Genomic DNA, 12,397 nt, shown 5'->3' with positions numbered 1-12,397 from the left:
GCCGCAGCGGAGATCGACATCCGCCATCGCGGCAGGACAGCGGGGAGGGCGGCGCCGAGACCGCCGCCGGCCTCCCCGCGCCGCGACGTTCCCCCTGTCCCGCAAGCGTTCCACGCCACTCCCGCCGGACCGCAGTCTCCGGTCATGACCGACGTGATCATCCTGCACGGGGCCTGGCACCGACCCGCCCACTACGACGACCTCGCCGGGCTCCTGCGCTCGCGCGGCCTGACCGTGGAGGCACCCGACCTGCACGGCCTGCCACCCGACGACAGCACCGCACTGGTCGAGGAGGTCGTCACCGCCTCCGCGCGACCGACCTGCTCCGGCCGGAGCCCGTCGCCATCATCGCGGCGACACCGAGCCGGGTCACCTGGCACGACACCCCGACGCACTACATAGCGGGCTCCGACGACCGGGCGATCCCCGCCCCGCTCGTCACCTGCTTCGCCGCGCGGTGCTTGTCGTCGCGCACGTGGGAGGCGGGGCACTCCCTGCACCTGGGCCGCACCGACCGGCCCGACGGCTCAGTCCTCGGACGGACGCCAGCGGTACTCGCCGAGGTCGACGCGCTGCCCCTTGGCCAGCACGCCCTCCGCCCGCAGCCTGGTCAGCTGCTCGTGCGCGAGGTGCGGCGCCGGTGTGCCGTTGGCCCGCAGCACCCGGTGCCACGGCAGGTCGTGGCCGTCCTCGGAGAGCAGCGCCCCGACCATGCGCGGCGACGGCGCGCCGGTCAGCGCCGCGATGTCCCCGTAGGTGGTCACCCTGCCGGGCGGGACGTCCAGGATGGCGTCACGGATGCGGTCGTGCAGGACTTCGTCCACGGTGTCTTCCAGCGGTCGGGAGGGGTGGGACGAGGTCGGCCGTCCCGGCCGGACCACCCTACTACCGGACACCGTCCGGCCTGCTCAGCCCGCGGTCCCCGACCAGGTGACCGGCAGCGCGTGCACGCCGTAGATGTTCATGTCCGCCTTGACCTCCACCTCCTCGGCGGGGACCGCCAGCGCGAGCGTCGGGAACCGGCGCAGCAGCCCGTGGAAGCCCGCGCGCATCTCGACGCGGGCCAGCTGCTGGCCGAGGCACTGGTGCACGCCGTGGCCGAAGGAGACGTGGCCGCGGGCCGTGCGGCGGACGTCCAGGGTGTCGGGGTCGTCGAAGCGCAGCGGGTCGCGGTTGGCGGCCAGCAGCGAGACGATGACGGTCGACCCGGCGGGGATCGTCTCGCCGCCGAGCTCGACGTCCTCCACGGCGTAGCGGTAGAAGATGTCGGCGATGGACAGGTAGCGCATGAGCTCCTCGACGGCACCGGGCAGCAGGTCCGGGTCGGCGCGCAGCCCGGCCGCCTGCGCGGGGTTCTCCAGGAGCGCGAAGGTGCCCAGCGCCAGCATGTTCGCGGTGGTCTCGTGGCCCGCGAGCAGCAGCAGGAACGCGATGCCGGTCAGCTCCTCGACGCTCAGGTCCTCGTCACGGGCGAGGTCGGACAGGATGTCGTCGTCGGGTGCGGCGCGCTTGCGCGTGACCAGGTCGGCCAGGTAGCCGGTCAACCCCGTGTAGGCCGCCATCTTCTCCTCCAACGGCTGGTCCTTGACCAGGAACTTGGCCGAGTCGGCCTGGAAGCCGCCCCGGTCGGCGTACGGGACGCCGAGCAGCTCGCAGATCACCAGGGACGGCACCGGCAGCGCGAACTCCTCGACGAGGTCGACCGGCGGCGTCAGGCGGGCCATCGCGTCGAGCTGCCGTTCGACCACGTCGACGACATGCTCCTCCAGCTCCCGCATCCGCTTCACCGTGAACGCCCCGGTGAGCTTGCGCCGCAACCGGGTGTGGTCCGGCGGGTCCATGGCGATGAACACGCCGGGGATCTGCGGGGACGGCTCCGTCGGCACGGGCATGCCGGGGACCTCGAACGGCATGTGCAGGACGCCGATGTCCTGGCGGGAGCTGAACCTGCCGTCGGCCAGGAGCCGCCGGACCGCGTCGTAGCCGGTGACGACCCAGCCCACGTGGCCGTCGGGGAAGAGCAGCGGGCTCACCGGGCGGGTCTCGCGCAGCCGGGTCATGCCGCTCGGCGGGTCGAAGGGGCCCGCGTCGCGCTGCGTGAACAGGCCCTGCGGGACGGGAACCACGTCGTTCATCGGAGTCCTCTCCTGGCGGTCGGCGCATACCGCACCGGTAATGGCGCCATAGTGGCACAACTTTGGCGCCATTGCGAGCCATATTGGCTCACCTGCGCTTCTCGTGGCGCCGAGCCAGCCAGGAAGCGACCGCGCCGGCCGAGTCGGACGCGCGGCGGACCAACGCCTCGCCGGAGTCGGTGCGGACCACCCGCTTTGATAACTTCTCGCCATGCCCAGCAGCGCCAAGCCCAAGCGGGCCGCGACCGGTGCGGCCGTGTTGAGCCAGGACGTCACGGGCGCGATCCGCGCGGCGGTGCTCGACGAGCTCGCGGACAAGGGCTTCGCGGCGATGTCGATGGACTCCGTCGCGCGCCGCGCGGGCGTCGGCAAGAGCGCGATCTACCGCCGCTGGACGTCGAAGGACGCGATGACGGTCGAGGTGCTGAGCGACCTCATCGTCGTGGGCGACGGCGAGCCGAGGGACACGGGGAGCCTGCGGGGCGACGTCCGCCAGTCCCTCGACGAGATCGTCTCCTGGATGGCCGACGACCGGATCGGCCGCATCTACGTCGACATCCTCGCCAACGGCATGCGCAACGCCGCCCTCGCCGAACCGCTCACCACGAGGATCGGCGTGCCGCGGCGGGCCCGCGGCACGGCGATCCTCGACCGGGCGGCGAAGCGGGGCGAGCTGAACACGCCGGTCGACCGCGAGGTCGTGCTCGACCTGATCGCCGCCATGGTCTTCTGGCGGGTGGTCGCCCGGCGCGAGCAGGTCTCACCGGCCTACCTCGACGAGGTCACCACCCTGGTCGTCGGCGTGATCACCGGCCGGTTCTGACCCCCGCCGTCGCGACGACCGCCACCCTCACGACGACCCCGGCGGTCACGACGACAGCGCGGCGGCGTGGTCGTCGAGGAAGCGCCGCAGGGACCGGGGAGCCCGGCCGGTGAGCCGCTGGACGGTGTCGGTGACCCGGTCCTCGCCGCCGTGCCGGATGCCCTCGTCCAGCCCGGCGAGCAGGGGCGCGTACGCCGCCGGGATCCCGTTCGCCGCCAGGTGGTCGGCGTACTCCCCGGTGCTCACCGACACGTGGCGGACCTCGCGGCCGGTCGTCCGCGCCACCATCGCGCACAGCTCGGCGTAGCTGTGCGCCGAGGGGCCGGTGAGGACCAGGTCGGCGTTCACGGGCCGGGGCGCGAGCAGGACCTCGACGGCGACGGCGGCGATGTCGTCCGGGTCGACGAACGCCACCTTCCCGTCCCCCGTCGCGGTGCGCACCTCGCCCGCGCGCAGCCCGCCCGCCAGCGGCGTCGACCCGATCGTGTTGGTCATGAACCACGACGGCCGCAGGACCGCCCACTCGGGCGCGGTCGAGCGGACGAGACCGGGCAGGGCTCCGGGGCCCGTCGGGACCTCGGGCAGCGCCGACGAGCTGAGCAGCACGACCCGGCGCACGCCGAGCCGGACCACCGTGGTCAGGAACCGCGACACGACCGGGACCGGGTCGCCACCGTCGGTGGGCGACACGAGGTAGACGCCGCGCACCCCGTCCAGAGCCGCGGGCCAGGTGCTGTCGTCGCGCCAGTCGAAGGCGGTCATGCCCGCCGCGGAGCGACTGGCGGGCCGGACCTCGGCGCCCGCCTCCCGCAGCCGCCCGGCCACCCGCGACCCGGTGGTGCCGGTAGCACCCAGGACCAGGACCGGACCGCTCACGCCGACACCGCCGCGGCGGGCAGCGACGACGCGATCCTCGCGAGCGTCCAGTAGTCGCGGTAGCTCGTGATCCCCTCGTCCCCGACGGTGATCACGGCGATGTAGGGCATGGCGTAGTCGAGGCCCGTGGCGACGACGACACCGCTCGCCTCGAACTCGACGACGATCGTGTCGGGGTCCAGCATCGGGTGGACGGCGTGCACCTCGACGGCGCGGACGTCGACCATGTCGGTGTAGTGCGCGAGGTAGTCCACGACGGCCTGCCGCCCCTCAAGCCGTTCGGGCTGGCCGTCGACCGCGAACGGGAAGTCCATGGTCCCCTCCGGCGCCCACAGGTGCGCGAAGGCCTCCATGTCGTGGTCCACGAGCAGGGCCAGCGCCCGGTCGAACCGCTCCCGCGCGCGCTCGCGGCGTGCCTCGTCGGACAAAGCGTGCATCAGTTCCTCCTGGAGATGACTTTCTGGTCGAGACGATACCGTCCCGTCCTATCGATAGCTACCTCGCACCCACCCCGTGGGTCCGCGGGCGGACTACCGGGAGGCGACGCCGTCGACCAGCAGCCCGAGGGTGAAGTCGAACCGGTCGTGCCCCGCCCCCGAGGTCAGCTCGGCCGCGTAGCGGGCGGTGTGCGGGAACGTCGCGACGGGCAGTGCGGCCAGCCGCCGCCGGAGCTCGTCGGGATCCACGACCCAGGCCGCGTCGTCGTCGACCCTGCGCTGCTCCATGACGGAGATCTCCAGGCAGTAGGCCGCCACGTACAGCAGCATCGCGTCGATCGCCCACCCCGCCGCCCGCGGGGCGACGCCGCCCGCCAGCAGGATGGCCAGCATCCCCTCGCTCACCCGCACGGTCTCCAGGTCGGTGGGGACCATCGCGAGCGCGGCGCGGGAGACGCCGGGGTACTTCAGGAACTGGTCGCGCAGGTCGGCGCACACGGAGCGGATCTGCTCGCGCCAGGCCGCCGGGTCGGGGTCGGGCAGCCGGATCCCCGCGCACAGCCGGGCGATCAGCAGCTCGTCCAGGTCGGCCTTGTTGACCACGTGGGCGTAGAGCGAGGCGGGCCCGGTGTCGAGCGCGGCCGCCAGCCTGCGCATGGTCAGCGACTCGTAGCCCTCCGCGGCGATCACCCCCAGCGCGGTGTCGACGACCTGCTCCACGGTGATCGGGACCTTGCGCCGCCGCGGCTTGGCGTCGGCCTCCGGGGGCGGCAGCTGGTGACGCGCCGCACGTCGCTCTCTCGGGTTCACCGCACCACCTTAGCTTGACACGAACGTCGTTCGTATATAGAACAGTGTTCGTGTCTAACGATGAGAACGTGGACGTGACCGTGGTCGGAGCAGGACCGGTGGGCCTGGTGCTCGCCGCCGAGCTGGCGCTTTCCGGGGCGTCGGTGCGGGTGCTCGAACGACTGGCCGAACCGGAGACCTCGCTGAAGGCGCAGGGCATCAACATGCCGACGGCCGAGGCGCTCGACCGCCGCGGCCTGCTGCCCGCCGCCGAACAGGTGCAGCGCGACGTGCTGGAACGGGTCGGGACCTACGGCCGCGCGCCCGAGCCCGGCGACCGGCGGGCGCCCGACGCGCGGTTCACCGGGCACTTCGCCGGGATGGTGCTCGACCCCGACCTGGTGGACTGGGCCGATCCCGACATCGCCGCGCACACCGCGGCCGCCGGGGCGCGGATGGTGCCGCAGCGCGAGCTGGAGGCCCTGCTCGCCGAGCACGTCGCCGGGCTCGGCGTGCCGGTGCACCGCGGCGTGGAGGTCACCGGGCTGCACGACACCGGCGACGGCGTGCTGGTCGACACCACCGACGGCCCGGTGCGCACCGGCTGGCTGGTCGGCTGCGACGGCGGGCACAGCGCCGTGCGCCGCCTCGCGGGCATCGCCTTCCCCGGCACCGCCCCCGAGCTCACCGGGTACCAGGCGGTCGTCGACATCGCCGACCCGGAGAAGCTCGCCAACGGGTGGACGTGGTCGTCGGCGGGGGCCTACCGCTGCGGGCCTCAGCCGGGCCGGGTGGCCATCGTCGAGTTCGACGACCCGCCCGCCGACCGCTCGACGCCGATCACCCTCGAGGACGTGCAGGCCAGCCTGCGCCGCGTCTCGGGCACCGACGTCACGCTGACCGCGCTGCGCGCCACCCCGACCCGCTGGACCGACAACACCCGCCAGGCCGCGGCCTACCGGTCGGGACGGGTGCTGCTGGCGGGCGACGCCGCGCACGTGCACCCGCCGTTCGGCGGCCAAGGGCTCAACCTTGGCGTCGGCGACGCGATGAACCTCGGTTGGAAGCTCGGGGCCGTCGTCGCCGGATGGGCGCCCGAAGGGCTGCTCGACACCTACGACGTCGAACGCCGTCCCGTCGGCGCGTGGGTCATGGACTGGACGCGCGGCCAGATCGCGGTGCTGCGCGGCGACCTCAAGTCCGCCGCGCTGCGGGGTGTCGTGGCCGACCTGCTGGGCACCCGCGACGGCACGACCTACGCGGTGCGCAAGATCTCCGGGGTCGACCAGCGCGTCGACCTGCCCGGCGACCACCCGCTGGTCGGCAGGCACGCCCCCGACCTGTGGCTCGCCGACGGCTCCCGGCTGGCCGACCACGGCCACGGCGGCGGGTTCCTGCTGCTCGACCGCACCCCGGACGGCGGGTTCGCCCGCCTCGCCACGGCCTGGGCCGGGCGGGTGACCACCGTGACCGACGACCACGCGACGCCGACCGGCGTCCTGGTGCGCCCGGACGGCGTGGTCGCCTGGGCCTGCGACACCACCGACAGCGCGGGGCTCGCGGACGCCCTGCACCGGTGGACCGGCACACCCGTGCGCGAGCCGGTTGGCTGACCACCGAGGACGGATAAGGTCCCGGCGTGCCCCAGACGCGCCTCGACCTCGACCGGATCCACGCGGCCCGCCGGGTCGTCGACCCGATGTTCCTCGACACCCCGCTCTACCCGTGCGACGCGCTCGGCAGGCAGCTCGGGTGCACCGTCAGCGTGAAGCTGGAGACGGCGAACCCGGTCCGCAGCTTCAAGGCCAGGGGCACCGAGCTCGTGACGAGCCTGCTGGTCGAGCAGGGCCGGACCGCCGTGGTGTGCGCCAGCGCGGGCAACCTCGGCCAGGCGCTGAGCTGGTCGGGCCTGCGCCGAGGCCTCGACGTCGCGGTCGTGGCGTCGAAGCGGGCGCCCGCCACCAAGCTCGACCGGATCCGCGCGCTGGGCGCGGAGCTGGAACTGGTCGACGGCGACATCGAGGTCGCCCGCGCTCGGGCGGCGGACATCGCGCGACAGCGCGGGATCCGACTGCTGGAGGACAGCCTGGACGTCGAGACCTGCGAGGGCGCGGCGACCATCGGACTCGAACTGGCGGGCGCGGGCCCCGCGTTCGACGCGGTCCTGGTCGCACTCGGCGGTGGCGCGATGGCCAGCGGCGTGGGCCACGTCCTCAAGACCGTGGCGCCGGGCGTGGAGGTGATCTGCGTGCAGCCGGCGGGAGCGCCCGCGATGACCCGGTCGTGGCACGAGCGGCGCGTCGTCACCACCGACTCCCTCGACACCATCGCCGACGGCGTCGCGGGCCGCTTCCCCATCCCGGAGGTGCTGGACGACCTCCTCGCGGTGACCGACGACGCCGTGCTCGTCCGCGAGTCGTCGATCATCGAGGGCATGCGCCTGCTGCTGGAGCACACGGGTCTGGTCGTCGAGCCGTCGGCCGCGCTCGGCGTGGCCGCGGTGCTGGAGGACCGCGAGCGGTTCGCGGGCCGCCACGTCGTGACGATCGTCTGCGGTGGCAACGTCGACCTGGACGCCTACCACCGCTGGGTCCGCCCGTGACCGGGCGCCGGGAGGACTGACCGGAGCGCCAGGCAACCTCGGCGGCGGCGGGCGCGTGACGAACTGCATGGAGCCCGTTCTCCCGACCCTGCGCCCGATCTCCACCATCCCCCGACCACCGGTCGCCGCGACACCGCACCGCGCGTCGCGGCTGGGGTGGCTGGACGCGTTGCGCGGCATCGCGGCGCTCGTCGTGGCGTTCGCCCACTCGTCGTCCTCGTTCCAGCCCGAGCTGCAACGGGAGCTGATGCCGACGTTCAACATCGGCCGGTTCGGCATCATGGTGTTCTTCCTGGTGAGCGGTTACATCATCCCGGCCTCGCTGGAACGCCGCGGTGACGTCCGGGCGTTCTGGATCGGCCGGGCGTTCCGCATCTACCCGCTGTGCGCGGTCGCCGTCGGCGCGGTCGTGGTCGCGGGCCTGGCCGGGCTGACGGAGATCCGCGGCGGGCAGGACAACGCCGCCTTGGCCGTCGCCCACCTCACCCTGTTCCAGGAACTGCTGGGAACGCACAACCTCCTGCTCGTCCTGTGGACCCTCTCCTACGAGATGGCCTTCTACCTCTTGGTGGTGGCGCTCTTCACCGTCCGCCAGCACCAGCGTTCCGGTGCCGTCGCGATCACGTTGGCCGTGCTCGCCGCCGTGAGCGTGGCGGCGGGGGTCGTGCTGCCGGTGTCCATGCTCTCCCACGTGGTCGGCACCGGCCCGCTGGTCGCGCTGACCTCGGTCACGATGGCGGTGGCCATCGGCTGCGCGTGCTCGGGGTCGTCCGCCCTGCGGGTGTTCGGGGGTGTGCTGGGCGGGGTGCTCGGGCTGACCCTGGTGCTGCTCAACGGAACGGTCCCGGTGTGGGAAGGGCTGGTCATCCTCGCCGTGATGTTCCTCGGCACGGCCGTCCACCGGGCCGAGAGCGGTCGGAGCACCTGGCGGTACGCGGCCTGCGCGGCCGCCGTGGTGGTCGTCTGCGCCGTGGGCAGCGCCTACCTGCACGGTGACGACCCGCACTTCACCCGCCGCGGCTGGATCGTGGCGTTCCTGCTGGCCCTGCTCACCTTCGGGGTCGGTCTGGCGTCCCGCCACCGACGGGTTCCGCGCTGGCTCACCGGGTTGGGGGCGATCAGCTACTCGGTCTACCTCGTGCACCCGCTGCTGCTGGCCGTGCACGACGGCACCTTCGGCCGGTCGCGGCAGGACAACTTGGTGCTGGAGCTGGCTTTCTACGCCGTGCTGCTGCCGCTGTGCGTGGTGACCCACCGCTTCATCGAGGTACCGTGCCAGGCCTGGGGCCGGAAGGTCGCGCTCCGCCCGCCGAAGCTCTTGGGAGAGGTCGTCGACATCCGGCGCGGTAGTCGGTCAGTCCACTGAGGACAGCCGTCCTCCGGAGGTCTCGTCGTCGGCCAGGAAGGCGTCGACGAGGCTGTGCGGTGCGTTGGCGCCGAACAGGAACTCGTGGAGCTGAACGCCGTCCGCCGCGGCTTCGGCACCACGGGGGAACAGGTCCTGCTCGTACTCCGCGAGCGCCGCCTCGACGTCGTCCGGGTGGGCCGCGATGGCCTTGCCGAGCTCGGCGCCGTCGTACATTGCCAGGTTCGCGCCTTCGCCGTTCGGACCCGACAGGTGCGCGGCGTCGCCGACGAGGGTGACACCGGGCACCCGTTCCCACCTGTGCCCGATCGGCAACGAGTGGAGCGGGCGCAGGACCGGCGGCGTGTCGCTCTCGGTGATGAGCGCGGTCAGCTCGGGCGCCCAGCCGTCGAACTCCGCCGCGATCCGCGCGGTGGCCGCGTCGGCGTCGGTGAAGTCGATGCCCGCGAACCACTCCTGCGACTCGCACAGCGCCACGTAGGTGTGCAGGGTGTCGCCGCTCTCCCGGTGCGCCTGGATCCCCTTGCCCGGCGCCAGGGCGAACAGCGACCCGCCGCCGACCGCCTTCGCCGCGGCGGGGTGCCGGGTGTCGCCGTCGTGGAGGTGGGTCTCGACGAACGACCTGCCGATGTACTCGGGCACCGCGTCGGACAGCAGCGGCCGCACCCGCGACCACGCGCCGTCCGCGCCGACCAGCAGCTCCGCGACGACGGTGTCGCCGTCGTCGAAGGTCACCTCGTGCCGCCCGTCCCCGAGCGCCCGGACACCGCCCACCTTGCGTCCCCAGTGGACGGTGCCCTCCGGCAGCGAGTCGAGCAGCAGTCGGCGCAGCTCGCCGCGCTGCACCTCGGGACGCCCGCCTGTGCCGTCATCGGCCTTGTCGAACAGGAGGTTCCCGTCCCGGTCGAGGACCCGGATCGCCTGGCGGCCCTCCAGCACGAGCGCGCGGAACTCCTCGGACAGGCCCGCCGCCTCCAACGCGGGTTGGCCGTTGTGGTCGTGGATGTCGAGCATCCCGCCCTGCGCACGGGCGGTGGGCGAGGCCTCGGCCTCGTAGACGGTGGACGGGATGCCGTGGACGTGCAGGACGCGGGCCAGGGTGAGGCCGCCGAGTCCGGCACCGATGATCGTGACGTGGCTGGTCATGGTGACTCCGTTCGGGCAGGTTCGAGTGCACGCCCGCGGGGGGCGGGCGTGGCGTTGAGGGGAGTTCGGTCCGTGCGGCCGGCGGTTACGACCGGGTGGGCCGGGGCAGCTCCGCGGTGATCTTCGTGAGCAGGGCGTGCAGGGTGGTCCGCTCGTCCTGGTCCAGCGGGGCCAGGATCGTCTCCTCGACGGCGGCCATCGCCGCGCTGAACCCGGCGATGAGCTCACCGCCCTCGGGGGTGGCGTAGACGCGCTTGCTGCGCACGTCCCCGCCCTCCGTCCGGCGCTCCACCAGGCCGCGGCGTTCGAGTCCCTGCACCAGGCTGGAGACGCTCGCCGCGCTCGTGCGCGTCATCTCCGCGATGTCGCGCTGGATCGCACCGGGGCTCTGGACCAGGTATCCGAGCACGAAGCTCTGCTCGTGGCTGAGCCCGCGCTCGCGGATCCAGTCCTCCCCCGCCTTGCGCTGGGCCCACACGACCCAACGGACCAGGTCGAGACTGGTGGTGAGCTCGGGTGCGTCCATGATGAGAACTCTAACCGTTAGGCCTCTAACAGTCAATGTTCGAACTATTCGCCCGTGCGGACCGGGCGGCGGCCGGACGTCGATCTAGGATGACCACCGTGAGTGCCCGAGGTCAGCGCCGGATCGACGAGATCGGCGACGAGAGCCGCCGTCGCATCCTCGACGCGGCCGAGGAGCTGTTCGCCGAGCGCGGCTTCGACCGCACGTCCTTCGTGGACATCGCCGAGCGCTCGGGCATCAGCCGCGGCTCGATCCCCTGGCACTTCAAGAACAAGGCCGGTCTCGTGGTGGCGGTCCTGGAACGCGCGATCGACCGCGCCATGCCGCCGGGCCTCTACAAGTCCGTGCCCCCGCTCACCGAGGTGTTCGAGGACTCCGCCACCTTGGTGCGCGAGGGCAACGCGGGACTGCCGTTCATGATCCTGACCGAGGCCATCGGCACCACGGGTGTCGTCCACGCGCAGTACCAGGACTTCTTCGCCCGGCGGCGGGACGGGCTCGAGCTGTGGCTGCGCGTGCAGCGGCCCGAGGGCGCGGACCCCGAGACCGCCGCGAAGCAGGAGCGCGCGTTCGCCGTCGCGCTCCACGGGACGCTCGTCGGCATCCACCTCCAGGCCCTCATCGACCCCGACGGCTTCGACCTCGACGCGGCCCTGAGGTCGATCTCGGCCATGGTCGACAAGAACCTGGCCGACGTGTGGACCACCCCGCTCACCCCGCACCGCCGCACCGCGAACGACCGGAAGGCCCGCAAGCGCGCCGACTAGGGCGTCCCGGCCGCCGGAACCGGGATGGAGTCCAGGATGGCCGTCATCCGCTGCTCCACGTGGGTTCGCACCACGGCGTCGGTGTGGATCCACGCCGACCGCGCCTCCATGCCCGCGACGACCATCTCACCCACCTCGTCGATGCTCACACCGCTCTTGAGGAACGCCTCCACACCCTGCACGGCACTGTCGCTCAACCCCGTGAACGCACTCTCGTCCAACGCCCGCGTGTTGCGCACGATGCCGGTGTCGACCGGACCGGGGCACAGCACGCTGACGTCGATCCCGTGCCCCTCCAACGCCAACCGCAGCGACTCCGACAACCCCACCACCGCGAACTTCGTCGTCACGTACAACACGTTCGCATCCGCGACCAACCCCGCCCCCGACGCCGTGTTCACCACGTACCCACCCCGCCCCCGCCCGATCATGCGCGGCAGGAACGTCTGGATCCCGTTCACCACCCCGACGACGTTGATCCCCAACGCCAGATCCCACTTCTCGTACCCCAACTCCGACACCGCCGAGTAGGGCACAACCCCAGCGTTGTTGAACAACAGATCAACACCCCCGAACCTCCCCTCGACCTCGTCGGCCACCGAGGCGAACGCCGCCCGATCACGCACGTCCAACCGATAAACCTCAACCTCCCCCACCTCACCCAGCTCATCCCCACACCGCCCCAACGCCTCCTCGTCGATGTCAACCACCGCCAACCGCACCCCCCGCTTCCCCAACGCACGCGCAATCCCCAGCCCAATCCCCTGGGCCCCACCGGTGATGAACGCAACCGCCCCGTCCCACTCCCTCACAACCCCACCTCTCCCCCAACACACCTCTGTGCTGGCCTGCCGTCACTGTGCTGACCAACATAGTAGCGTCAGGACAAGCAGCACCACCAAAGCCAGAAGCAGCAGGCGAATGACCCAA

The 12,397-nt window shown here is 72.5% G+C and carries 14 protein-coding genes; 6 read left to right on the top strand and 8 right to left on the bottom strand.

Annotated elements, in window-relative coordinates:
* Positions 1–144 precede the first annotated feature (144 nt).
* Positions 145–402 carry a hypothetical protein gene (locus tag CLV43_RS25165; protein ID WP_211304534.1) on the top strand — a complete coding sequence of 86 codons (258 nt, stop codon included), beginning with the start codon at positions 145–147 and terminating at the stop codon, positions 400–402.
* Between the two features lie 125 nt (positions 403–527).
* On the opposite strand, the gene CLV43_RS25160 is transcribed toward CLV43_RS25165, so the two are convergent.
* Both CLV43_RS25160 and CLV43_RS25155 read right to left on the bottom strand, forming a co-directional pair.
* Positions 528–824 (bottom strand): MGMT family protein, encoded by a 297-nt coding sequence (locus tag CLV43_RS25160; protein ID WP_106189720.1) that lies wholly within the window; start codon positions 822–824, stop codon positions 528–530.
* Positions 825–908: 84 nt separating this feature from the next.
* On the bottom strand, positions 909–2,135 hold the full coding sequence (locus CLV43_RS25155; protein WP_106189719.1) for a cytochrome P450: 1,227 nt from the start codon (positions 2,133–2,135) through the stop codon (positions 909–911).
* Between the two features lie 211 nt (positions 2,136–2,346).
* Between CLV43_RS25155 and CLV43_RS25150 the strand changes: the two genes are divergently transcribed.
* On the top strand, positions 2,347–2,958 hold the full coding sequence (locus CLV43_RS25150) for a TetR/AcrR family transcriptional regulator (RefSeq protein ID WP_106189718.1): 612 nt from the start codon (positions 2,347–2,349) through the stop codon (positions 2,956–2,958).
* A gap of 45 nt (positions 2,959–3,003) precedes the next feature.
* On the opposite strand, the gene CLV43_RS25145 is transcribed toward CLV43_RS25150, so the two are convergent.
* The 3 genes from CLV43_RS25145 to CLV43_RS25135 form a co-directional block, all read right to left on the bottom strand.
* On the bottom strand, positions 3,004–3,834 hold the full coding sequence (locus CLV43_RS25145) for a Rossmann-fold NAD(P)-binding domain-containing protein (protein WP_106189717.1): 831 nt from the start codon (positions 3,832–3,834) through the stop codon (positions 3,004–3,006).
* Positions 3,831–4,271: a nuclear transport factor 2 family protein gene (locus CLV43_RS25140; protein ID WP_245886942.1), complete on the bottom strand. Its 441-nt coding sequence runs from the start codon at positions 4,269–4,271 to the stop codon at positions 3,831–3,833. The genes CLV43_RS25145 and CLV43_RS25140 overlap by 4 nt, the downstream gene beginning before the upstream one ends.
* A gap of 93 nt (positions 4,272–4,364) precedes the next feature.
* Entirely contained in the window at positions 4,365–5,081 is a 717-nt protein-coding gene (locus CLV43_RS25135; protein ID WP_106189716.1) for a TetR/AcrR family transcriptional regulator, read from the bottom strand.
* Between the two features lie 50 nt (positions 5,082–5,131).
* Between CLV43_RS25135 and CLV43_RS25130 the strand changes: the two genes are divergently transcribed.
* The 3 genes from CLV43_RS25130 (at position 5,132) to CLV43_RS25120 (ending at position 9,028) form a co-directional block, all read left to right on the top strand.
* On the top strand, positions 5,132–6,673 hold the full coding sequence (locus CLV43_RS25130) for an FAD-dependent oxidoreductase (RefSeq protein WP_245886941.1): 1,542 nt from the start codon (positions 5,132–5,134) through the stop codon (positions 6,671–6,673).
* A 26-nt stretch (positions 6,674–6,699) separates the two neighbouring features.
* The gene (locus CLV43_RS25125) at positions 6,700–7,662 is read left to right on the top strand and encodes a threonine ammonia-lyase (protein ID WP_106189714.1); all 963 of its coding nucleotides are present in this window, start codon (positions 6,700–6,702) and stop codon (positions 7,660–7,662) included.
* A gap of 67 nt (positions 7,663–7,729) precedes the next feature.
* Entirely contained in the window at positions 7,730–9,028 is a 1,299-nt protein-coding gene (locus tag CLV43_RS25120) for an acyltransferase family protein (RefSeq protein ID WP_106189713.1), read from the top strand.
* Here the strand turns inward: CLV43_RS25120 and CLV43_RS25115 are convergent.
* Both CLV43_RS25115 and CLV43_RS25110 read right to left on the bottom strand, forming a co-directional pair.
* On the bottom strand, positions 9,017–10,174 hold the full coding sequence (locus CLV43_RS25115) for an FAD-dependent oxidoreductase (RefSeq protein WP_106189712.1): 1,158 nt from the start codon (positions 10,172–10,174) through the stop codon (positions 9,017–9,019). The genes CLV43_RS25120 and CLV43_RS25115 overlap by 12 nt on opposite strands.
* Positions 10,175–10,259: 85 nt before the next feature.
* The gene (locus CLV43_RS25110; RefSeq protein ID WP_106189711.1) at positions 10,260–10,700 is read right to left on the bottom strand and encodes a MarR family winged helix-turn-helix transcriptional regulator; all 441 of its coding nucleotides are present in this window, start codon (positions 10,698–10,700) and stop codon (positions 10,260–10,262) included.
* Positions 10,701–10,798: 98 nt separating this feature from the next.
* On the opposite strand from CLV43_RS25110, the gene CLV43_RS25105 reads away from it, so the two are divergent.
* Positions 10,799–11,467 (top strand): TetR/AcrR family transcriptional regulator, encoded by a 669-nt coding sequence (locus CLV43_RS25105; protein ID WP_170155998.1) that lies wholly within the window; start codon positions 10,799–10,801, stop codon positions 11,465–11,467.
* Here CLV43_RS25105 and CLV43_RS25100 read toward each other — a convergent pair.
* Positions 11,464–12,279 (bottom strand): SDR family oxidoreductase, encoded by an 816-nt coding sequence (locus tag CLV43_RS25100; RefSeq protein ID WP_106189709.1) that lies wholly within the window; start codon positions 12,277–12,279, stop codon positions 11,464–11,466. The two genes, CLV43_RS25105 and CLV43_RS25100, sit on opposite strands and share 4 nt — an antisense overlap.
* Positions 12,280–12,397: the final 118 nt, after the last annotated feature.

This window comes from Umezawaea tangerina (genome assembly GCF_003002815.1).
Taxonomy (GTDB): Bacteria; Actinomycetota; Actinomycetes; order Mycobacteriales; family Pseudonocardiaceae; genus Umezawaea; species Umezawaea tangerina.
This window is presented reverse-complemented; position numbering and strand designations above follow the sequence as displayed.